The sequence below is a fragment of the Jannaschia donghaensis genome, assembly GCF_001403795.1.
Classification (GTDB): Bacteria; Pseudomonadota; Alphaproteobacteria; order Rhodobacterales; family Rhodobacteraceae; genus Jannaschia; species Jannaschia donghaensis.
In genome coordinates, this window is record NZ_CXSU01000012.1 from 123415 (window position 1) to 143627 (window position 20213).

Genomic DNA, 20213 nt, shown 5'->3' on the forward strand with positions numbered 1-20213 from the left:
CAGAGCACCGCCGCGCCGGGCGATGCGTTCTGATTTCCCCAAATGCAGATCACTGACCACCAGAACGCCTTCGCCCGGCCAGTGCAGCGCACCAGAGGCGCGGGCCACCATGGCGTGACCGGCGAAGGAGAAGGCATGACCGTCGTGCATGGTGCAGGTGAATCACGCGCGGGCACCGGGTTCAAGGCAATCCTCTTGGCGCGGTCAGTCCAGCGGCAGACCCGCCTCGGCCATCAGACGCTCCGCCTCTTCCTGCATCATCCGACCCTCTGCCTTGCCCTTGATCGGTACTTTTCCCATTTCAAGAAACAATGGCGCGGCCAAGGGTGAGACACGGTTCAGCGGAACATGATCGATGCGGTCGCCCACAGTGTCGAGCAGAAGTTCAACACGACCGAAATCGATATGCCCGCGCATCGCTTCTTCTTCGGTGATGCGCAGCATCAGGTGGTCGGGGTCGAACCGGTGCAGCGTGTCGTAGAGGATGTCCGACGAAAACGTGGCCTGCTTGCCTGACGCCCGCTTGCCGGGAAAATTACGGTCGATCAGGCCTGCGATGATCGCCGCATTGCGGAACGTCCGTTTCATCACCGCATTTCCCTGCAACCAACCGTCGAGCGCTTCCCGGATGCCGTCGTTCGCCAGCAGGGGGGCGACATCCGTCACGGGTTTGAGGCCCCAGATCAGGACAGCGTAATCCGTGGCCACGAAGCCAAGCGGGTCCAATCCCGCCTCCTCCATCCGCCGTGTCATCAAAAGTCCCAGCGTCTGCATCGCGTTGCGCCCGCAAAAACCATAGACGCAAAGGTGGTGTCGCCCGTCGCGCGGAAATGTCTCGGCCAGCAGGCGACCGGGTTCAGGCATGCGCGACCTTTCGACCTGCAGGTCCAGCCATTCGCGCGTGTGGTCGGGGAAGGCGGCGAAATCACCGGCGTGGAGAATGCGCTGGATGCGGTCGGCAAGATGCACCGACGTCGCCCATTTGTAGCCCATAAAGGTGGCGACCTTGGGCTCCTTGTTCGGGTTCGGGCTGACTTCGACGATCAATTCGCGCAGGCCCTCGAACCGCACGACCTTGCCGCCCATAAGGAACGTGTCGCCGCGCGTGAGTGTCGCGGCGAACCCCTCCTCGATCTCGCCCAGGGGCATTCCGCCGCGACCCTTGTAGCGGACCTTCAGCGTGTCGGTGTCGATGATCGTGCCCAGGTTCATGCGGATCTGGCGCGCCGCGCGCGGATCGCGCAGGCCCCAGGTGCCGTCGGCCCGCTGTTTCAATCGCTGGAAGCGGTCGTAGGCGCGCAGGGCGTATCCGCCGGTGGCGACGAAGTTCAGACAATCGTCGAATTCTGCGCGGGTCAGTGTTGAATAGGGCCCGACGCTGCGAATTTCGGCGAAGAGCACATCTTCGGCAAAATCCCCCGCGCAGGCGATGCAGGCGATATGCTGGCACAGAACATCGCGCGGACCGTCCAGCCGCAGATCACCGTCGAGCGTGCCGTCGCGCACCGCGTCCAGCGCGGCGACGCATTCGACCACCTCGAACCGATTGGCGGGCACGAGCCGAGCCTTCGACGGCGCATTGTATCGGTGATTGGCGCGACCGATCCGCTGCACCAGACTTTTTACTTTCTTGGGCGCGCCGATCTGGATCACCAGGTCGACGTCGCCCCAGTCGATCCCGAGATCCAGCGATCCGGTCGCAACGATGGCTTTCAGTTCCCCTGCAACCATCGCCGACTCGACCTTCAGGCGTGCCTCGCGCGACAGGGCTCCGTGGTGGATGCCGATGGGCAGGTCGTCTTCGTTGGCCAACCAGAGGTTGTGGAAAAAGATTTCCGCCTGCGCGCGGGTGTTATGGAAAATCAGCGTCGTGTTGTGCCGCTTCACCTCCTCCAGAACGTCGTGGATCGCGTATCGCCCGCCCGCACCGGCCCAAGGGGGCGCGTCGGTCGTGGACAGCATCGCGATATCGGGGGCCGGGCCGGGGTCGGCGTGCAGGATGGGACAGGGGTCAGGATGTCGGGCTAGGTAATGCGCAATCACGCCCGGATCATCGACCGTCGCGGAAAGGCCGACCCGTCGCAGGCCGGGGGCCAGCGTCTGCAACCGCGACAGGCAGAGCATCAGCTGATCGCCGCGCTTGCCTTCGGCAAGGGCGTGAATTTCGTCGATTATGATGCGCTTGAGGCCTGCAAAGGTCCGCGCCGCATCGGGGTAGGAGATCATCAGCGCCAGGCTTTCCGGTGTCGTCAGCAGAATGTCGGGCGGATCCGCCCGCTGTCGCTTGCGTTGTGTCTGGGAGGTGTCGCCTGTGCGGTCTTCCACCCGGATCGGCAGACCGGTCTCCTCGATTGGGCCACGCAGATTGCGTTTGATGTCGTTGGCCAGGGCCTTGAGGGGACTGACGTAAAGCGTGTGCAAACCCTCGTGCGTGCCGTCCGCAAGTTCGGTCAGGGTCGGCAGGAACCCCGCCATCGTCTTGCCGCCACCCGTGGGCGCAATCAGCAGCAGCGAGGGCTCGGCAGACCGGTCCAGCATGTCTTGTTGATGGGGATGCAGCGACCAACCGCGATCGGCGAAATAGCGGGTCAGGGGCGCGGGTAGGTCCATTGCGCGTAAGGTAACGCCGCGCCGCGCGATGAAAAGGGCAGACCCCGAAGGACCTGCCCTGATACCCGCCGAATTCGGTCAGCCTTGGGATGGATGAGAGGGTCGGCGGGATGCGTGCCGGCCGCAAAGACCGGGCCGTGCGTCAGCGTTCCGCAAGCTCCATTTCATAGAATGCGGTGATGCGTTCGGCTGCCAAGATTTCCATTTCCGCCATGGTCGCGGCGGGTGTTCCGGGAAGCGACCGATTGCGAATTGCCTGGCTTTCGGCGCGGACGCGGACCTGTGCGTCGAGCCCGGCCTTCAATTCCTCGGGGGTCATTTGTTCCGTGGACGCCAAGACCATCGGATGTACCGTCGTGGCATCGCAGCCGGACAGGCCGCAGGCCCTGTCAAGCGCATCCTGCAGCGCGCGCGCTTCGGGGCGATCGACGCGGGCGACGAATTCGATTTGGTCGAATTGGGACGGGTCCAGGGCCTCGCGCGCGTGGGAGCGGCCAGTGAGATCACCGGCGATCAGCAGACCTGCGGCGATGGAGCCACAGATCGCGGCGACGGGCATCAGAAGTTTCACCAGACGAATTGAACGGCGCGTGTCAACAGAATTTCCCATGGGGTGCCTTTGATACTGCTCTCACGCTTTTGGACGCGTGTTGAGAAACAGCTAAGGCTGAAATCGGGCGAAATTCGGGCAAGTTGCGGCACCGGTGCCACGTTCGATGTTTTGTCGGTGTCGACTGCTGTCCGGTCGAAGATTTGTCGACTTGGCGGGGCGATCCACCCCGGCCGCCCCGTTCCCCGGTGTCAGTGAATGATCTCGACTTCCTCGACGAAGAGGTTGGCCCAAGCGCGGTCGATCAATTCGGGCGTCATACGATAGGGCAAGCCCTCGAAATCACAGGCCGCCATCATTTGATCGATCAGAAAAACACCGTGGAAGTTGGCGTAGACGTTGTTGATTTCGGGGTATTTCTTTTTGAGCAGATGCAGAAGCGAGGCTTCATCCATCTCGAACTTCTTCTTCTTGGCGACCATGGCGAAAATCTTCAGGAACTCGGCCTGCGTGGGGCCATCGATCAGTACCTTGAAGAAGATCCGGCGCAGGGCAGCTTGGTCAAAGATCTTGTTGGGGTGGAAGTTGGTCGAGAACACCACGAGCGTGTCAAACGGCACCTCGAACTTCTCGCCAGATTGGAGGGCGAGGATGTCGTAACCCATCTCCATCGGAACGATCCAGCGGTTGATGATCTTCTGTGGTGGTTCAGCCTGACGGCCAAGGTCGTCCACGATGAAGACCCCACCCGACGACTTGAGCTGAAGGCTGGCCTGATAGGTCCGGGCGGTCGCGTTGTAGTTGAGGTCAAGCATGTCGAGCGACAGCTCGCCGCCCGTCATCACCGTGGGCCGCTGACACAGCAGATAGCGACGGTCAACGCGGGTGTTAACCTTGCGAAGTTCGCTCACGTCGGTTTCCTGTTTCACCGGGGTATGCACGATCGGATCGTAGAGCGTGATGACCTGGCCGGCGTATTCGATGGCGTGCGGGATCCAGATATTGTCGCCAAGTGCGGCACGGATACCTTCGGCGATCGACGACTTTCCGTTGCCGGGCGGGCCGTACATCAGCACCGACCGGCCCGATCCGACCGCTGGACCCAGTTGATCCAGCAGGGTGGGGGGCAGGATAAGGTGGCCCATCGACTTGATCAGAAGCTGTCGCGTGATGCGGATGTTCTTGACCGACTGGGCCCTGACCTGCGCCTTGTAGCGTTCCAGCGGAACGGGCATCGGCCCGTAGTATTCCGATTGGGCCAGCGCATCGCTGGCGCGGACCTTGCCCGTGTCGGTCAGCTGAAATCCCATTTCGCCGGACGAACCGGCGTGCATCGTGCCGGTTGCCTGCATCAGACCGGCGTCGCGGGCCTGGTCGATCAGCTGTTGCGTCAGGCCGGTCGTCAGGCAGATCGCCTCGGAAATTTCGCGCGTCGTTTCGACCGATTTGCGGAACACCGTCTTGAGAAGGATGTCGCGCAGCATTGTGCCGGTCAGGCCGGTGTCGATCAGGGTCCGGGGCTGCTCGGGGGCGGGGACGCCCATCGCAGCGGGATCGGGTCGCATATTCATGGGGCGGATCCTCTGGGTTCGTTTCGTCCTAGGGCAGGGGGGTTACGGTTTGCTGAAGACCCGGGTCAGGGGGCGAGCGCGCCGAACAGGAAATAGCTGGAGACCGTCGGGGCAAGCGCCAGGCCGAAAGGGACGTAGCCTTTGCGATCGTCCGCGAACCAGATCCAGTCGGGTTTGGATCGTCGCAAAGCGTTGCTTCGACGGGCGATGAACATTCCGATCAACAGGACAACGGACCAGATCGCGTAAAGCAGGGCGATTTCGCCGACATCCGACAAGGCCACGAACGGGGCCACAGCCGCGATGTATTTCGCGTCGCCCGCGCCCATCCCGATTGTCGCGGACAGTACGAAACACACGACCAGCACGACCACGAAATGCACATAGCGCCACGCATAATCGCCAAACGGCAGCAGGAAGAAACCGACCACCACGAAGATCGCCAGCATCGCGAGAACCGCTTCGTTCTTGATCTTCATGGACACAAGATCGGTCCAGATCACCCAGAACGTAACCGGAAGCGTGAGAAGGCCGAAGACGATTGCCTGTTTCTGCGTTATCGCGAGGTCGGATAGAAACTGCATCGACGCTTATCCGTTCAGGGCCTGAAGCGCGCGCACGGCGGCTTCGAAATGGCGCGGATGGGTGTCGATCGCGTCCTGCAGAAGGCTGCGACCGATGTCGACGTCGCCCTGCTTGATCGCGGCCAGGCCGCCTGTGTGCATCAGTTGCGCGCGTTCTTCCTGCGTCATCGGCACGATCGGCAGCGCATAGACGCGTCGGGCGGCACGGGCGAGGACGAGGTTGTTCTTGGCGGTGAACAGCTTCTCGTCGTATGTGATGGCTTCGATGAACAATCGCTCCGCCGCCTCCTCGTCGCCGCGGGTCAGCTTGGAATATCCCCAGTTGTTCATCACGCCGGCGGGGGTCGTCGTCAGACCGACAGCGGTTTCATAAAAACTGTCGGCCCGCGACCATTGCTGATTGCTGTCGGCGACCATCGCCTCCAGGCGGTAGCGGGCGAAGGTTTCATGGGTCGGCGGGATCGTGTCGAGCACGATCTTCGCGGCCGCCCAGTCCGAATTTCGGATCATGGCATCGGCCAGGAAGACGAGGTCTTCGCTGTTAGATTTTTCTGACGCAACAATCTTCTGCCACGCCTGTTTGCCTTCGGTGTTGCGTCCTGCCCTGATTAAGGCACCGGCCAGATCGCGCTGGCGCTCGATATCGTCGGGCTCCGCCTGAGCCTGACGCTGGAAGTAGGTTACTGCTTCGCGCGGATCGGCGACGGTCAGCATGATCTCTCGAATGCTGTCCGCTTCGGCGCGCGTGGCGCTGTTTACGGCACGGGTCACTTCAGACTGACCCATTTGGCCACAGGCCGACAGGGCAAAGGTCCCTCCCAAAAGGAGAGCTATAAAGCCAGGATGGCGCATTTTGCGTCCTTTTCTGCTCGAGGCCTTCGTTATTATTATGGGTACTGTCCGTCGGGGGAACTGAGGTCATAGACCCCGTTGTTCCTCCGCGTCAGCGTGAAGGCTTCATCTCGAGGCTGATCATAGGCAGCGTTTGAAATTTTTGCACCTGCAACGCGCAGGTTGTCGAGAATTTCCGGCGAGGGTTGCAATGCGAACGCAGTTTCGAAAACGCGCAGTGCCTCGCCGGTCTTGCCCTGCTCCAGAAGGGCCACGCCCAGATTGTTCCAAGCCTGTCCGTTGCGCGGCTCGGCCTCAACCACGTCGCGCAGCAGCCGTTCCGCCTGACCGAGTCGACCGAGCCGGATATTTGCCCCGGCCATGGCCCCCATGATCTCGGGTGTCAGGCCTTGGACGGAGGCGGCGCGGACATAGCTGTCGAGCGCCAGATCCGCTTCGCCCGCCGCCAACAGCCGGTCCCCCACGATCAGCGGATCGACGACATCGTCGCCACGCGCAAATCCCGGCGCGGTCAGCGGATCGTCGATCACCGCTCCGCGCGCCGCGATGCCGGACTGACACGCCGACAATATGGTCGCCATTAGCAGGAGGAGGGCAAAGCGCATCATCGTCAAAAGCCCGTATTCGTGCCCGAAAGCGCTTCGCCGATACCGTGCAGCGATGGACCAATCAGGATGATCAAAAGGGGCGGAACGCAGAACATCATCGTTCCCACGGTCAGTTTCGTGGGCAGGACGTTCGCCTTTTCCTCGGCGCGCATGACCCGCTTGTCCCGCATTTCGTCGGCATAGACGCGCAGAGCATCCGCGATCGAGGTGCCGAAACTCTGCGACTGGATCAACACGGTCACGAAGCTGGTAATATCGTTGATGTCGCAACGCTCGGCCATGGATCGCAGGACGGAAGGCTTGTCCTTGCCGGCCTTCATCTCCTGCGCGACCATCAGGAACTCACCGGCAAGTGCCGGATAGGACGGTTCGATTTCGGTGCCCATGCGGATGATCGACTGGTCGAGCGACTGACCGGCTTCGACGCAGACCAGCAGAAGGTCAAGCGCGTCGGGAAAGCCGTCTTGGATTTCGCCCTGGCGCTTGGCGACGCGCTTTTGCACCCAGTACTTCGGAGCGTAGTAGCCGACGGCCCCAGGGATCATCGTGTAAGCCAGCTTCATGTGAATGGGAACGTCATCGCCCGCCAGAACCAAGGTGTAGATTGCGCCCAACACCAGAAGGCCGATGCCCAGCAGGAACTGAGCCGCCGTCAGGGTCCGGACCGCATCCTTGTGGGGATAGCCCGCGCGGATCAGCAGAGTGCGCGTCGCAGAGGCCTGCTCCTCATCCGCAGGGTCGAGGTACTGGGCGTATTTTGCGAGATGTTCATTTCGCGTCCCGTGACGCGACAGTTGTTCGTTGCCGTCCTCATCATCCAGCAGGATGCCCTTCCGTTCCCGCGCGATGCGGTCCATCGGCTCCACCTTTTTGTGGAAGACCAGGGGCAGCATCATCAGTACGATCAGCAGCCCGGCCGCACCGGCGATGTAGATGAATGCGTCCGGACCTATCAGGTCGGTCAGCATGAGGGATATCTGATCGAACATATGGGCCTCAGACCTTGATATTGACCATCATGCGCATGAAGAACACGTTCACGATAAGGAACACGATCACCACGGCAGCGGCGGGGATAAAATAAGCAGTTTCGGAGACTTCCGAGTAGTAATCGGGCTTCATCACATTGATGCCGACCGCTGCCAGAACCGGGAAGGCCGACAGGAACACGCCAGACCATCGGGCTTCGGCGGTGATGGCCTTCACCTTGCGGAACAGCTTGAACCGGGCCCGGACGACGCGGGCCAAACCCTCGAGGATCTCGGCGAGGTTTCCGCCTGATTTTTGCTGGATGGCCACCGCCACGGCAAGAAAGCGAAGGTCCTGCAATTCGACCCGTTCGGCCAGTGCACGCAGCGCCTCGGGCACGTCGCGACCATAGGCGGCCTCGTCTGCGATGAACCCCATCTCGGAGCCGAGCGGATCGGCGATTTCCTTCGCGACGATGCCGATGGCCGAATTGAGCGGGTGGCCGACGCGCAGGGACCGCACGATCAGCTCGACCGCGTCGGGCAGCTGCTCCTCCATCAAGGCGAGACGTTTTTTGGCCTGGCCATTAACCCAGAAGTAAACACCGCCAATCCCGATGAAGAGTGACAGAGGGATACGGATCAGCATCGCGGCCTGTGTCAGGAACGTCATCAGGAAGAATGACATGAAGACCATCAGAACCATAACGCCAATCAGCATGCCCGGCGTGAAGGCGAGATTCGCCTTCTGCGCCTTTTCGGCCAGGATTGAATAGAGCGGAATGGATTTCGCGCCATCGTGCTGCGACATCTCCTTGCGCAGCTGGGCCATCACCTCATCGCGAGTCTGACCCTTTTCCAGCATTTCCAGACGCCGGTTCACGCGGTTGTTCAGCTTGATCGATTTGCCGAAGATCAGCATGTAGATGCCGCCGATCGACAGGAAGACCGCGCCGAAAATCGCGATATAGATCAGCGGTTCGATGGACAGTTCCATGGATCAGTTCCCCTGTGGTTCGTAGATGGAGGCGGGCAGGTCGTAGCCCCACGCTTTGAAGCGGTCGGAGTAGTGGCTGCGGATGCCGGTACCGGTGAAACGTCCGATGATCTTGCCGTCTTCCTGCAGACCCAATCGTTCGTAGCGGAAGATTTCCTGCAAGGTGATGACCTCGCCCTCCATCCCAGTCACTTCCGTGATCGAGACCATTCGACGAGAGCCGTCCTGCAGGCGCGACGCCTGCACGATCAGGTTAACAGCCGAGGAGATCTGGGCGCGGACCGCCTTGAGCGGCATCTCGATACCGGCCATCGCAACCATGTTTTCCAGGCGCGAAATGCCATCGCGTGCGTTGTTGGCGTGGATCGTGGTCATCGATCCGTCGTGACCGGTGTTCATGGCCTGCAACATGTCGATAACTTCCTCGCCGCGCGTTTCGCCGACGATGATACGGTCGGGGCGCATCCGCAGGGCGTTGCGCAGACAGTCGCGTTGGGTCACGGCACCCTTGCCCTCGACGTTGGGCGGGCGGCTTTCCATCCGGCCCACGTGGGCTTGCTGGAGTTGAAGTTCGGCTGTGTCCTCGATCGTCAACACGCGCTCGGTGTTGCCGATGAAGGACGACAACGCATTGAGAGTGGTCGTCTTGCCCGAACCGGTTCCGCCCGACACGATGACATTCAGTCGGCAGGCCACGGCGGCCTGAAGGTAGGTGGCCATCTCTTCGGTGAACGCACCGAAGTTCACCAGGTCGTCGACGGCCAGCTTCTCCTTCTTGAACTTACGAATGGAGACGAGCGATCCGTCCACGGCGACCGGGGGGACCATCGCGTTGAAACGAGAGCCATCCTTCAGGCGGGCGTCGACATAGGGGTTCGATTCGTCGACGCGACGTCCCACGGCCGAGACGATCTTGTCGATGATCCGCATCAAATGCTTTTCGTCCTTGAAGCGGATTTCCGATTTCTGCAGCTTACCCTCGCGTTCGATGAAGATCGAATGCGGGCCGTTTACCAGAATGTCGTTAACACTCTCGTCCTTAAGAAGCGGCTCCAGCGGACCAAGGCCCATCACTTCGTCGAAGAGTTCGCTATTGAGCGTGTCGCGATCTTCGCGGCCAAGGACCACGCCCATGTCCGAAAGCTCTTCGGAAGTGATCGACACGATCTCGCCGCGCAGGGCCGTCGGATCGGCCTTTTCGATCGCTGCGAGATTCAGGTTGTCGAGCAACCTGTGGTGCATCTCGGTCTTCAACTCCTCGATCCGTTCGCGGCGCTTGAGGTCCTTGTCCGGCGGTGCGGGTGTCGCAGCCTTTGGCTTTGGGGCGGGGTCTGCCGCAGCAGGGGCCTTCGCCGGAACGGTGGGCTTGGCCAAGTTTTCGGTATCGTCGGCAGACGTTGCCCCGATTGGCTTTGCGCCCTCGATCTGGGGCTTTTTGTAACGTGAAAACACTTAACTGATCCTCTTGGGCTATCAGCCGAACTTCAGGCCGAAGATCGCCTTCTTGGCGGATTTCTTGGCAGTGGCCGGGGCGGCCCCGGTGGTGATCGCTTCGCGTGCATCCAGAAGGCTGGTTGCCAATTTCTGGATTTCCTTCGTCAGGGGGTTACGCGGGGCCAGGGTGCTCAGCGGGACGGCCTGATCGTTGATTTCGGTCACCTGCTTACCGCCGTCGGGCAGCACAGCGTGGAACTTTACGTCCAGGCTATCGGCCATCTTGTCGACGCGGGTCTTGCCGCTCATATCCATTTTGCCGGGTCCGCGATTCAGCACGAAAGCCATGCGTTCGACCGGAAGCCCTTCGGATTTCAGAAGTTTTTGGAACCGCATGGCGTTCTGCGCCGACCGCACCTCCAGACTGCACATTACGAAATAGAGGTCCGACTGGCTCAGCACCGTGTCTGTCCAGCCTGTGATCGTCCCCGGCATGTCGACGATCACGATGTCGAAACAGGCCCGGGCAAGCGTCAGAAGTCCGATGACGTCTTCCGGTCCGATCAGGTCGAGCGGAAGGATGTCGGCGGGCGATGTGAAGACGCTGACTTTGTCCTTGTAGGTGCGCAGCGCTTGGCGGAAAGCCTGTTCGTCCATGGAGGATACGTCGGACAGGATTTCGAGGATCATCGGCTTGCGGGGCAGATCCAGATAGGTCGCGACCGATCCAAATTGCAGGCCCAGATCAATGACGCAGATCTTGGGCGCGTCGGTCTTGCTCGAATTGGCCAGCTCCCACGCCAGGTTCACGGCCATCGTCGTCGCACCGTCCCCGCCGGCGGCAGACTGGACTGCGAAAATTGCGCCGTTGCTCCGGCCGCCACCGCCCCCCGTCGTCGCAGCAGGCAACTGTGGCTTCTCGGTTTCCACATCGACGACGTCGCCCATCTCGGCTCCGGCGCGTTTGAGGATTTCGGCGTTGTCAGCGCCCTCATGCGAATTCAGACGTGCAACGGCGTCGGACAATGCCGCTTCGGGCAGGGGATAAGGCGCAAAATCGTCGGCACCAGCGCGCAGCAATTCGTGCAGGGACATCGGTCCCAGCCCATCGGCCACAAGAATAACCTTCAGACCGATCCGTTTGGCCTGTCGCGTTATGTCGGCGACCAGCGGCAGCCGGTCCTCGTCGTCGGTATCGACGGCGATTACTATGAATTCCAGTTTTTCGGCTTCGTCCTGACGCAGAAAGGCGCTGGCTTCCGTGAAGTTGAGATCGCCCCAGGCCTCGCCGAGTTCGGCTTCCATGTCTTCGATCAGCAGGTCGAATTCCTGCACGTCACGCGACACCGTGACCGCGCGAAGCGGTTCGGGCTCGGGGAGGAGAGCAAGGTTGCTGGCCATCTGATATCACCACACGTTCATTCGGCGCCCCTTCGGGGCAGGTATCTCGACCCCGTATTGGGACCGGTGGGGGCCTCGCGCTGGCCGAAAATCCGGCGGGTCGGCCATCGGAGGAATGCCCCCTTACTGCCCGTTCTGACCGGCAATTCAGGCAACAATTGGACCAGAAAGATGAAATTATCGGAAACAAGCGCACCAAAACATGGCGAATGGGACTCACCTGCGGCGCGTACAAAATCGGCCCCGAACTAAGGTCCGGGGCCGATCTTGTCGCTGTGGATCCGGGCGAGGCGAACCCCGAAACCGGTCGACTTGTATAATCTATTCTGCACTGACCTGTGTGATCTCACCGCGCCCGCTGGCCGCCTGTACGTATCCGCGGTAGATGATCTGCCCGTATTTCCCGTCAAGGACCAACGGGTTGTCGGCGACGAAGCCGGAGACCTCGGTCACGGTTCTGCGATTCGCCCGCTCGGGCGATTGCGTTGGTACCAGCGGACGCGTCTCGCCGAAGCTCACCAAAGCGGCCAGGCGTGTGCTCGCCACACCGCGCTGGCCTAGATATGCGACGGCAGCGCGTGCCCGGCGCAGACCCAGTGCCTTATTGGCGGCGTTCGAGCCGACCTTGTCTGTATGACCGTACACGCTGAAGCGCACTTCGGGGAAGTTGCGCATGAAGTCGGCCTGCTGATCGAGGATCGCTCGCGCCGTCGCGTCGAGCGCGTCGCTCGCGAAGGCGAAGTTGATCGTCGAGGGGACCTCTGCGGCGAACCGCGCACCCAAATGGCTCAACGCCGGGGCTTCGCCGTTCATGACCAGCATGTTCCGCATCGTCGGGTCGCCGAAGCCACCTTCGTCAATCGCGGCGCCGGCCTCGCTGTTGTAGCGCGGGTCGGTGCAGGCGGTGAGCGCACCGGCGGCAAGGCCGGTGAGCAGGGTGCGCCGGGTGATCGAAATTCTGCTCATCATATCACTCCAACACATAGCCATAGTTGCCTGAGAAATCCTGCTCTGCGGCATCGCCGCCCCGGGTGGACGCGCGGGTGCGGGTCTGACCGCCGATGTCGCGACCGTAAAGGAACAATTCGTTTTCGGACGGCGGACGGATGCGATCGGTCGGAACGGCCAGGGCCGCGCCGGATGTCGGCTGCACCAGGTGTGCTGTCACGATGATGACAAGCTCCGTCTGTCGCCGCTGGTACCCGGCCGACCGAAACAGCGCGCCAAGTATCGGCAGGTCGCCCAAAAGCGGCACCTGATTGATGCTGTCGGAAAAGTCATCTTGCAGAATGCCTGCAATCGCAAAGCTTTGACCGTCGCGCAGTTCCACCGTGGTGGCGGCCCGACGCGTCGTTATGGACGGAACCAGTGCTCCGCCGATGTTCGTTGCGTCCGCACCGGTATCGATTGAGGACACTTGGCTTTCAAGGACGAGGTTGATGATGTCATCGTCAACGACGGTCGGGGTGAAGTTCAACACCACACCGATTTCGCGAAAGTCGACACCCACGTTTCCTTCGTCGTCGATCGACGGGATCGGGATCTCGCTGCCGGCCAGAAAGCTGGCGAGCTGACCCGAAAGGGCGGTCAGGTTCGGCTCGGACAGGGTCCGAGCAACGCCGCGCTCTTCCAGGGCGGACAACAGAACATCGAAATTGGCGGAGCCGACGCCAAAGGAGACGGCCAGTGCGCCCGCCGCGTTGGCGACAGTCGTACCGCTTCCCGTCAACAATGTTGCGTCGGTACCGGAGACGTCGAACGATGCGCCCAGCTGCTTGGAAACCGAGCGCGCCATTTCAGCAAACCGGACCTTTAGCTGTACTTGCTGCGTGCCGCCAACGCTCATCAGGTTCAAGACCCGCTCTGGCGCGTAACGCTCCGCGATTTCAAGGGCTTGATCGACTTTTTGGATCGAAGAGACGATGCCCGACAGGACGATGCCGTCGTTTGCCGTGCGCACTTCAATATGTTCGCTGGGCATCAACTCGCGCAGACGCTCCTTGAATTCGGCGATGTCGGGGGTGACCTGCACCTCGACATTGGTGATCAGCCGCCCGTCAGGCCCTAGAAGCGTCAGCGTCGTACGCCCCGGCAATTTGCCCAGGACATAGACGGTCCGCTCCGACAGGGTCGCGATGTCCGCGATCTGAGGGTTAGCGACGGAAAGTTCCGCGAAGGGAACGTCGGATTCCAGAACGATCGCGCGGTTCAGTGGAACCCGCAGCGCCGTCTGTGTCCTGCCCTCGCTGATTTGAAGTGTCTGAGCGTAAGCACCCGCGACCGGAGCGCCGGATGCCAGCACCCCGAGCAGTGCTGCCCGTAGGATCGTACGATAATTCATTGTGACCTGCCTCTCTGATCACGCTGCCCAAATCCGGCGGATCTTGCGCCCGCGTCTCGGCAAAGATGTCAGACTCGCATGTTTTTGCAACGGCTTCGGTCCATTCGTCGCGCTTTCCAAGCCAATTGGACACAGTTCGCCTCTTTTGCGTCACAATTCTAATAGGCAGCGACCGCATGTGATGGAGGCAAACAGTGGAAGCCGCACCCACTGGGCACGGCTTCGAGTCTGTCTAGCGCGGAGCGGGGTGTTGCGACCGTCAGCCGTCTTGCGGGCAGGGTATCTGGATCCGCGCCACTTCACCACCTTTGCGGGTTCGGACCGAACACGTCTCCTGTCGTTCGACGACAGGGGCCTGTTCCTTGGGGCCGAGGATTTCGGCAAGCGTCGCCTCCACGGTGGGCGACTGCGTGTCGTCGCGCACGCCGACCAGCGCGAGTGTCAGCCGTCCGGTGGCCTGCGCCTGCGCCAGTTTGGCGACTTCGGCTGGGGTGACTTCGACAGTGATGTTGCGTGCGATCGTGGGGCTGTTGCGCTCCTCGTCGGTCTGCTGGTCGATCGCGATCAGGGGCAAGTTCGCGTGGATCAAGCGGGTCACGCCGCCGGTGGAGCTTCCACCGGTCCAGTAGACGTCGACCCGGTCGCCGGGACGCAGGAAGCCTGACACCCCCGAGTTTACATCCACTTGCAGGGTAAAGGCGCGCATCCCTTTGGTCAGCGCGGCAGCCAAGCCGGCCTCTTGTCCGGGCTGCGTGACTTTCGTTAGCAAGATCGGTTCGTCCCGCTCCATCACGCGTAGCACGGTCCGTTGACCATCATCGTCGGTGGGGAAGATCGCGTCGAGGGTGTCGAACGTGCCGGCCGGGACGGCGTCTTCGGGCCAAGATACGGCACGCACGTCATCGGGTCGCAGGATGTCGCCGTATCGCAGCTGGCGCTTGACGACATAAACATCGCGAACCGGCACGATGGCGGATTGGCTTTGGTTGAGGGCGTTCTGATACTGATCGAACCGCCCCTTGGCAGTGTTGATGGCAAAGCCGGCCAGGCCGAGGCCCACCAGCAGAAGAAGGCCAAAGATAAGGCGCATCGGATTCATCCTTGTTAAAACTCACGGCCCGCGTATCTGCGAGCGATCGTTTCCGTTCTGGTGCCGGAATACGGCAAGACCATGGACGTCTGCGGGTTATCCCATGGCCGTCTTAAATGCGGGTTAAGAACGAGAAACGCCCCGGCCGTAAGGGCGGGGCGTTTCGGACCGGTCGATCAGCGACGTCTTCGCCGAAACGATCTTACGGCGTGGTGGTGGGGGCCGGCGTACCCGTTGCGTCCGTGTTGGTGGCGAAGATCGTAGCCGAGTTGTTGGGCTCGATGTCGGCCAGGCCGGTCGCGATGTCGGTGGACAGGTTCTCGATGCCGCCGGAGACGACCGACATGACAGCCAGACCCAGACCGACGAGGGCGGCGGTCAGCACGACCCAGTCGACGGTGACGGCGCCGGATTCGTCGTTGATGAAGGTGTTGATGTTGTTCAGCATAGTCTCGTTCCTTGGTAAGTTACGCTTCGTTTGTCGTCGGGCCGTTTCGCCCTTTCGATGAAGCTGTTTTCCCCCGGAAAGGCGGCGGGAATGAGACAGGGGCGGGACATGTCCGTGGAAATACACAGGTCAAATCGCGATGGAAATTTCCCAAGCAATTGATTTTATTGAGTCGGCAAGTCAGGCGGATCGGTTTTCTCGCACGCCGGTCCGTTAGTCGCGATGCCAGCAATCGATTCCGTGGACCCTGACGTGTTGACCACGCGGGCGGCAGGAATCGTCTGTGGTCTCCGCACTTACGCTGGGCCGGTGAAAACGGAAGCCTTCAAATTAGAAGGATCCTTCGCACCGGGACGCGGTGCCGCCGCTTCGTTCGAACGAAGTGAGGGTCGCGCCTGCCAGCACGACCCTCTGTCCCTCGGTCGAACCGATGGAAGCTTGGTGACGTTTCCCTCGTTATCCTTTCCGTCTGCCAACGGATCGGTGGGGACTGCTCGATCGTCACGGTCCTTGCCCGACTGTGTCGGTGCTTGTTTTTGATCCGGTGCCGGGGCGGTCTGCCGTCGCCGTCGTCAGCGGATGAAATCGGTATGGTGGCCAAATGCGGCAAGATCGTGTCGCATTTCGTTCAAATTGCGGACAATGCCGAATTCATTGAAGATTAAGGTGTTGCCGGCAACAACATTGGGACCGGCATGTGCGATCGGCGCGGCACGAACGGCTGCATTCGGGCCGACCCGCGGCAATTGTCACAGATCGACAACGACATGCGGCCCGGCGGATGACAGATCCGTCGGGAACATGGCACACCGGATCCAATAATAGCCCAAACGGCAAAAGAGCAGTCGGACATGAACATCATATTCTCCATCTCTCTCGTTGGCGCGCTCGCCCTCGTGATGCCGACGGCTCCGGCGCACGCGGAATTCACCTTCAAGCGCGTGAAGCCGCCCTCCAACTCGTCCTCCGGCAGCCGTATAAACGTGCAGATCGGCGCAGATACCTACCGCGAGCAGCTGGCCCCCGCGGGCGCGCCACGGCCCGGCGCGCCGCAGTCCCCCGGTGACGCGGCCGCTCGCACAGCCCCATCGGAGCAGAAGGCAGGACGCTCCGATCATCAGGCGTGGTTCTGGTCCGCCGTCTCACCCAGCATCGAACGGACGCCGGGTCGTTTCCTGAAGGCGACGCAGGTTGCCGCCCGCCCCCCCGAAAGCAGCGGCATCCGCGCGCCGTCCCTGCAGCAACTTCAGGGCATCGCGAAGGTTCACGGGCGGGAGATTCTGGCGCGTTCGGTCGGGACCCGCGTGTCCCCGGCGCTCGTCCTGGCGCTCATCTCGGTGGAATCGGGTGGGCGCGTTACTGCCGTAAGCAACAAAGGGGCCCAAGGTCTCATGCAGCTGATCCCCGCGACGGCCGAACGGTTCGGCATCAGCAATCCCAACGATCCGTCGCAGAACATCCGCGCGGGCATCGCATACCTGGACTGGCTGATGGAGGAATTCGGGGGCGATCCGGTTCTTGCACTCGCCGGATACAACGCGGGCGAGGGGGCTGTGCAGCGCAATGACGGTGTGCCGCCCTACGCCGAGACACGCGCCTATGTGCCCAAGGTGCTGGCCGCCTGGAATGTCGCGCGCCAGATGTGCATGACCCCACCGGTCCTGCCGGGCGACGGCTGTGTGTTCAATCCGACGCTGACCGACTCCTGATCGTATGGGGGCGCATCACTCGATGACATCGGCCCATTCAGGATGCTTGCGCGCCTGCGCCTTGACGAAGGGGCAAAGCGCGATCACGCGCAGGCCTTCGGCGCGCATGTCCGCGACCATTCTCTGAGCCAGTGCCAGCCCGACGTTCTGGCCGCGAAAGGCATCGGGCACGCCGGTATGGTCCACGATGATCTTGGTTTGGCCCAAGCGGGAATAGGTCATCTCGGCCTCGATCCCTGCGTGACGGTAGATCCAGCGCCCGCCGCTGTCTCCGTCTTCGCGATCAATCGTGCCGGGAAGGTCGGTCACGCGACCAGCGTCGCTTCGGTCAGCGATCGCACTTCGTCTTCGGTCACGCCGTCGGCCAGTTCGACGATCCGCAATCCGCCATCGACGACATCCAGAACGCCCAGGTTGGTGATGATCCGGTCCACCACCGCCTGACCGGTCAATGGCAGGGTGCATTCCTTGAGAACCTTGGATTGTCCATGCTTGTTGGCATGGTCCATCACGACGACGACGCGGCCGACACCGGCCACCAGATCCATCGCGCCGCCCATCCCCTTGACCAGCTTGCCGGGGATCATCCAGTTCGCCAGATCACCGTTTTCGGCCACTTCCATCGCGCCCAGGATCGCCATTGCGATCTTGCCGCCCCGGATCATGCCGAAAGACTGCGCGCTGTCGAAATATGCGGTCTGCGGCAATTCGGTGATGGTCTGCTTGCCCGCGTTGATCAGATCGGCGTCTTCCTGGCCTTCGATCGGGAAGGGGCCCATGCCCAGCATTCCATTCTCGGATTGCAGCGTGACTTCGATCCCTTCGGGGATGTAGTTCGACACCAGCGTCGGAATTCCGATGCCCAGGTTCACATACCAGCCGTCCTGAAGTTCCTGCGCGGCTCGCGCGGCCATCTGATTGCGATCCCAGGGCATGTCTCGTCCTTCATGTGCGCGGCGCGGTCGGCCAGTCGTCGGATCCGTCCTGCGCCAGTTTCAGGTCTGCGTAAAGTCAGACGTCGGCGATTCCGGCAGGCACGTCGAGCATCACGACCGTACCGGCGGCCCCGCGGACCGGCGTAATCGTCGCATCCAGACCGTCTGTCAGGGTCGAGATCAGGCGTCCCCCGATGGTCGTCAGATCCGGGAAAGCGGCGTTCGACGGCAGGCCGACGCCATCGTCAGTGACCACCAATCGCAAGCCGCCCGCGGCCAGCCGCGAAATACGAAGCTCCACCATGCCCTCGTCCATGCGGTCGAACGCGTGATGAAAGGCGTTGAACAGGACTTCGGACAGCAACAGCGAAATACGGACGGCGGCTTCCAGGTTCACCTCCGCGCCTTCGATGGCCTGCTGGTAGCGGATGCCGGGGCGACCCTCTTCGGACGCAATGGAGGCCGCAACACGACTGATGAGCCCACCCAGGTCGATGCCGTGGGAAAGGCGGCCAAGGCTGTCCGACAACGCCATGGATTCGTAGACAAGCTGCATGCATTCCATGCGGCGGGTCATCGCCTCGAATTCGATCGGCTCGCCGGTCTCGCCGGCCTCCCCAATGCCGCGCAGGACGAAGGACAGGTCTTCCTGCACGCGCGACTGGATCGCCGTCAGTTGCTCGTTGAGTTCTTTATCCTCGATCTCATTGGCCGTCAGCGGCTTCTGAATGCCCAGGTAATACATGACGTCGCCGTTGCCATCCATGATCGGTGCGATTACCAGCCGATTGACGAAGGGCCGTCCGTCGGCGCGGTAATTCTGGATGTCGACGCTGACATCGCGACCGTCGGAAACCGCTTGGCGCAAGGTATCCACGTCCGCTTTCTTGGTCTTGTCGCCCTGCAGGAACCGGCAATTGCGCCCGATCACCGCCGACCGCGAATAGCCTGTCACCCGCTCGAACGCGGCGTTGACGTAGACGATGGGATTATCTTCGACGCGCGGGTCGGTCAGCACCATCGCCACCTTGACCCGGCTGAATCCGGCAAGGGCATCCTCCTCGCCCATCACCGCGCTCAGCTTGCGTTTGGGTTGTGCCACCTCGCGCAAGAAGCTTCCGGTCCGGCGCGCCTGGGGGGCACCGCTTTTCATATCGTCGTGGTCGTTCATCAGGTCGTTCCTCCTGCGATACGGCCCGTCCGACGATGGGGGTACCCCATATATCCGTCGGTCATTTCCCCCGGATCCCGATCCGGCGGGGGGCGTCGATAATTTTTTCCGCCGGATTGTCCCGACGAACCGTCCGGTCGTGGCGCGTCGCGTCAGGCGGCGCGCGTCGTTCGCTGTTCGATCCGTTTTTCGTGTGCGCCCTCGATCAGGCGCGTCACGTAAATGCCCGGCAGGTGGATACCGTCCGGGTCCAGCGATCCCGTCGGGACGATCTCCTCGACCTCCGCGATGCAGATCTTACCGCACATCGCGGCCGGCGGGTTGAAGTTGCGTGCAGTCTTCCGAAACACGAGGTTGCCCGTCGCATCCGCCTTCCACGCCTTCACGATGGACAGGTCGGCGAAGATGCCTTCCTCCAGGATGTAGGTTTCGGCCGCGCCGTCCGGCCCGGTGGGGAAATCCTTGTGTTCCTTGCCGTCGGCGATGACCGTGCCCACTCCCGTCTTGGTATAGAAGCCCGGAATACCGCAGCCGCCCGCCCGCATCCGTTCGGCCAGGGTGCCTTGCGGATTGAACTCCAGCTCCAACTCGCCGGACAGATACTGCCGCATGAATTCCGCGTTCTCGCCGACGTAGGAGGAGATCATCTTCTTGACCTGACGTGACTGCAGCAAGATGCCGATACCGAAGTCATCGACGCCGGCATTGTTGGACGCGAAGATCAGATCTTTCGTTCCCGCATCCTTGATCGCCTGAAGCAGAAGTTCGGGAATTCCGCAAAGGCCGAAGCCGCCCGCAGCGATCATCATCCCGTCATGAAGAACACCGTCGAGCGCATCTGCCGCCGATCCATATATTTTCTTCATGTGTCCCCCCGGCATGCAACTGTACACGAACGCTACCCGCCTGTTTCCCGTATTTCAATCGCTTAGGTCCGGCGATGT

19 protein-coding genes and 1 pseudogene are annotated in these 20213 nt (G+C 61.7%); 1 reads left to right on the forward strand and 19 read right to left on the reverse strand.

What is annotated here, in order from left to right:
- From JDO7802_RS18500 to JDO7802_RS09830, 15 genes and pseudogenes are all read right to left on the reverse strand, one after another.
- A pseudogene (locus JDO7802_RS18500) lies at window positions 1-150 on the reverse strand (ligase-associated DNA damage response endonuclease PdeM); the annotation flags it as partial.
- A 54-nt stretch (window positions 151-204) separates the two neighbouring features.
- A complete protein-coding gene (locus JDO7802_RS09765) occupies window positions 205-2610 on the reverse strand; it encodes a ligase-associated DNA damage response DEXH box helicase (RefSeq protein ID WP_055085083.1) in 2406 nt (801 codons plus the stop codon).
- Window positions 2611-2752: 142 nt separating this feature from the next.
- Window positions 2753-3181, reverse strand: a complete 429-nt coding sequence (locus tag JDO7802_RS09770) for a hypothetical protein (protein WP_144430589.1) — start codon at window positions 3179-3181, stop codon at window positions 2753-2755.
- A 230-nt stretch (window positions 3182-3411) separates the two neighbouring features.
- The gene (locus JDO7802_RS09775) at window positions 3412-4731 is read right to left on the reverse strand and encodes a DUF8689 domain-containing protein (protein WP_055085087.1); all 1320 of its coding nucleotides are present in this window, start codon (window positions 4729-4731) and stop codon (window positions 3412-3414) included.
- Window positions 4732-4796: 65 nt separating this feature from the next.
- Complete coding sequence (locus JDO7802_RS09780; protein ID WP_055085089.1) at window positions 4797-5315, reverse strand: prepilin peptidase; 519 nt, start codon at window positions 5313-5315, stop codon at window positions 4797-4799.
- Window positions 5316-5321: 6 nt separating this feature from the next.
- A complete protein-coding gene (locus JDO7802_RS09785; protein ID WP_055085091.1) occupies window positions 5322-6167 on the reverse strand; it encodes a tetratricopeptide repeat protein in 846 nt (281 codons plus the stop codon).
- A 35-nt stretch (window positions 6168-6202) separates the two neighbouring features.
- The gene (locus JDO7802_RS09790; RefSeq protein WP_245624164.1) at window positions 6203-6748 is read right to left on the reverse strand and encodes a tetratricopeptide repeat protein; all 546 of its coding nucleotides are present in this window, start codon (window positions 6746-6748) and stop codon (window positions 6203-6205) included.
- Between the two features lie 29 nt (window positions 6749-6777).
- On the reverse strand, window positions 6778-7764 hold the full coding sequence (locus JDO7802_RS09795; RefSeq protein ID WP_055085095.1) for a type II secretion system F family protein: 987 nt from the start codon (window positions 7762-7764) through the stop codon (window positions 6778-6780).
- 7 nt (window positions 7765-7771) lie between these two features.
- On the reverse strand, window positions 7772-8740 hold the full coding sequence (locus tag JDO7802_RS09800) for a type II secretion system F family protein (RefSeq protein WP_055085097.1): 969 nt from the start codon (window positions 8738-8740) through the stop codon (window positions 7772-7774).
- A gap of 3 nt (window positions 8741-8743) precedes the next feature.
- Window positions 8744-10147, reverse strand: coding sequence for a TadA family conjugal transfer-associated ATPase (locus JDO7802_RS09805; protein ID WP_438501647.1), 1404 nt, complete (start codon window positions 10145-10147; stop codon window positions 8744-8746).
- A 66-nt stretch (window positions 10148-10213) separates the two neighbouring features.
- Window positions 10214-11575, reverse strand: a complete 1362-nt coding sequence (locus JDO7802_RS09810) for a CpaE/TadZ family protein (protein WP_083481121.1) — start codon at window positions 11573-11575, stop codon at window positions 10214-10216.
- Window positions 11576-11896: 321 nt separating this feature from the next.
- The gene (locus JDO7802_RS09815) at window positions 11897-12541 is read right to left on the reverse strand and encodes an OmpA family protein (RefSeq protein ID WP_245624165.1); all 645 of its coding nucleotides are present in this window, start codon (window positions 12539-12541) and stop codon (window positions 11897-11899) included.
- A 4-nt stretch (window positions 12542-12545) separates the two neighbouring features.
- A complete protein-coding gene (locus tag JDO7802_RS09820; protein ID WP_055085103.1) occupies window positions 12546-13916 on the reverse strand; it encodes a type II and III secretion system protein family protein in 1371 nt (456 codons plus the stop codon).
- A 259-nt stretch (window positions 13917-14175) separates the two neighbouring features.
- A complete protein-coding gene (cpaB, locus tag JDO7802_RS09825) occupies window positions 14176-15006 on the reverse strand; it encodes a Flp pilus assembly protein CpaB (protein ID WP_055085105.1) in 831 nt (276 codons plus the stop codon).
- Between the two features lie 202 nt (window positions 15007-15208).
- Window positions 15209-15454, reverse strand: a complete 246-nt coding sequence (locus tag JDO7802_RS09830) for a Flp family type IVb pilin (protein WP_055085107.1) — start codon at window positions 15452-15454, stop codon at window positions 15209-15211.
- 851 nt (window positions 15455-16305) lie between these two features.
- On the opposite strand from JDO7802_RS09830, the gene JDO7802_RS09835 reads away from it, so the two are divergent.
- On the forward strand, window positions 16306-17163 hold the full coding sequence (locus tag JDO7802_RS09835) for a lytic transglycosylase domain-containing protein (protein WP_055085109.1): 858 nt from the start codon (window positions 16306-16308) through the stop codon (window positions 17161-17163).
- 15 nt (window positions 17164-17178) lie between these two features.
- On the opposite strand, the gene JDO7802_RS09840 is transcribed toward JDO7802_RS09835, so the two are convergent.
- The 4 genes from JDO7802_RS09840 to JDO7802_RS09855 form a co-directional block, all read right to left on the reverse strand.
- Entirely contained in the window at window positions 17179-17472 is a 294-nt protein-coding gene (locus JDO7802_RS09840) for a GNAT family N-acetyltransferase (RefSeq protein WP_055085110.1), read from the reverse strand.
- A complete protein-coding gene (locus JDO7802_RS09845) occupies window positions 17469-18098 on the reverse strand; it encodes a 3-oxoacid CoA-transferase subunit B (protein ID WP_055085112.1) in 630 nt (209 codons plus the stop codon). Before JDO7802_RS09845 ends, JDO7802_RS09840 begins: the two co-directional genes overlap by 4 nt.
- Window positions 18099-18174: 76 nt before the next feature.
- On the reverse strand, window positions 18175-19269 hold the full coding sequence (locus JDO7802_RS09850) for a PAS domain-containing protein (RefSeq protein WP_245624166.1): 1095 nt from the start codon (window positions 19267-19269) through the stop codon (window positions 18175-18177).
- 152 nt (window positions 19270-19421) lie between these two features.
- The gene (locus JDO7802_RS09855; protein ID WP_055085114.1) at window positions 19422-20135 is read right to left on the reverse strand and encodes a CoA transferase subunit A; all 714 of its coding nucleotides are present in this window, start codon (window positions 20133-20135) and stop codon (window positions 19422-19424) included.
- Window positions 20136-20213: the final 78 nt, after the last annotated feature.

Bases quoted from the DNA above. Each gene is read 5' to 3' on its own strand.
- JDO7802_RS09775 (WP_055085087.1), bottom strand. From the start codon at position 4,731: ATGAATATGCGACCCGATCCCGCTGCGATGGGCGTCCCCGCCCCCGAG.
- JDO7802_RS09795 (WP_055085095.1), bottom strand. From the start codon at position 7,764: ATGTTCGATCAGATATCCCTCATGCTGACCGACCTGATAGGTCCGGAC.
- cpaB (WP_055085105.1), bottom strand. From the start codon at position 15,006: ATGCGCCTTATCTTTGGCCTTCTTCTGCTGGTGGGCCTCGGCCTGGCC.
- JDO7802_RS09790 (WP_245624164.1), bottom strand. From the start codon at position 6,748: ATGGCGACCATATTGTCGGCGTGTCAGTCCGGCATCGCGGCGCGCGGA.
- JDO7802_RS09845 (WP_055085112.1), bottom strand. From the start codon at position 18,098: ATGCCCTGGGATCGCAATCAGATGGCCGCGCGAGCCGCGCAGGAACTT.
- JDO7802_RS09835 (WP_055085109.1), top strand. From the start codon at position 16,306: ATGAACATCATATTCTCCATCTCTCTCGTTGGCGCGCTCGCCCTCGTG.
- JDO7802_RS09850 (WP_245624166.1), bottom strand. From the start codon at position 19,269: ATGAACGACCACGACGATATGAAAAGCGGTGCCCCCCAGGCGCGCCGG.
- JDO7802_RS09855 (WP_055085114.1), bottom strand. From the start codon at position 20,135: ATGAAGAAAATATATGGATCGGCGGCAGATGCGCTCGACGGTGTTCTT.
- JDO7802_RS09765 (WP_055085083.1), bottom strand. From the start codon at position 2,610: ATGGACCTACCCGCGCCCCTGACCCGCTATTTCGCCGATCGCGGTTGG.
- JDO7802_RS09820 (WP_055085103.1), bottom strand. From the start codon at position 13,916: ATGAATTATCGTACGATCCTACGGGCAGCACTGCTCGGGGTGCTGGCA.
- JDO7802_RS09810 (WP_083481121.1), bottom strand. From the start codon at position 11,575: ATGGCCAGCAACCTTGCTCTCCTCCCCGAGCCCGAACCGCTTCGCGCG.
- JDO7802_RS09780 (WP_055085089.1), bottom strand. From the start codon at position 5,315: ATGCAGTTTCTATCCGACCTCGCGATAACGCAGAAACAGGCAATCGTC.
- JDO7802_RS09785 (WP_055085091.1), bottom strand. From the start codon at position 6,167: ATGCGCCATCCTGGCTTTATAGCTCTCCTTTTGGGAGGGACCTTTGCC.
- JDO7802_RS09815 (WP_245624165.1), bottom strand. From the start codon at position 12,541: ATGAGCAGAATTTCGATCACCCGGCGCACCCTGCTCACCGGCCTTGCC.
- JDO7802_RS09830 (WP_055085107.1), bottom strand. From the start codon at position 15,454: ATGCTGAACAACATCAACACCTTCATCAACGACGAATCCGGCGCCGTC.
- JDO7802_RS09800 (WP_055085097.1), bottom strand. From the start codon at position 8,740: ATGGAACTGTCCATCGAACCGCTGATCTATATCGCGATTTTCGGCGCG.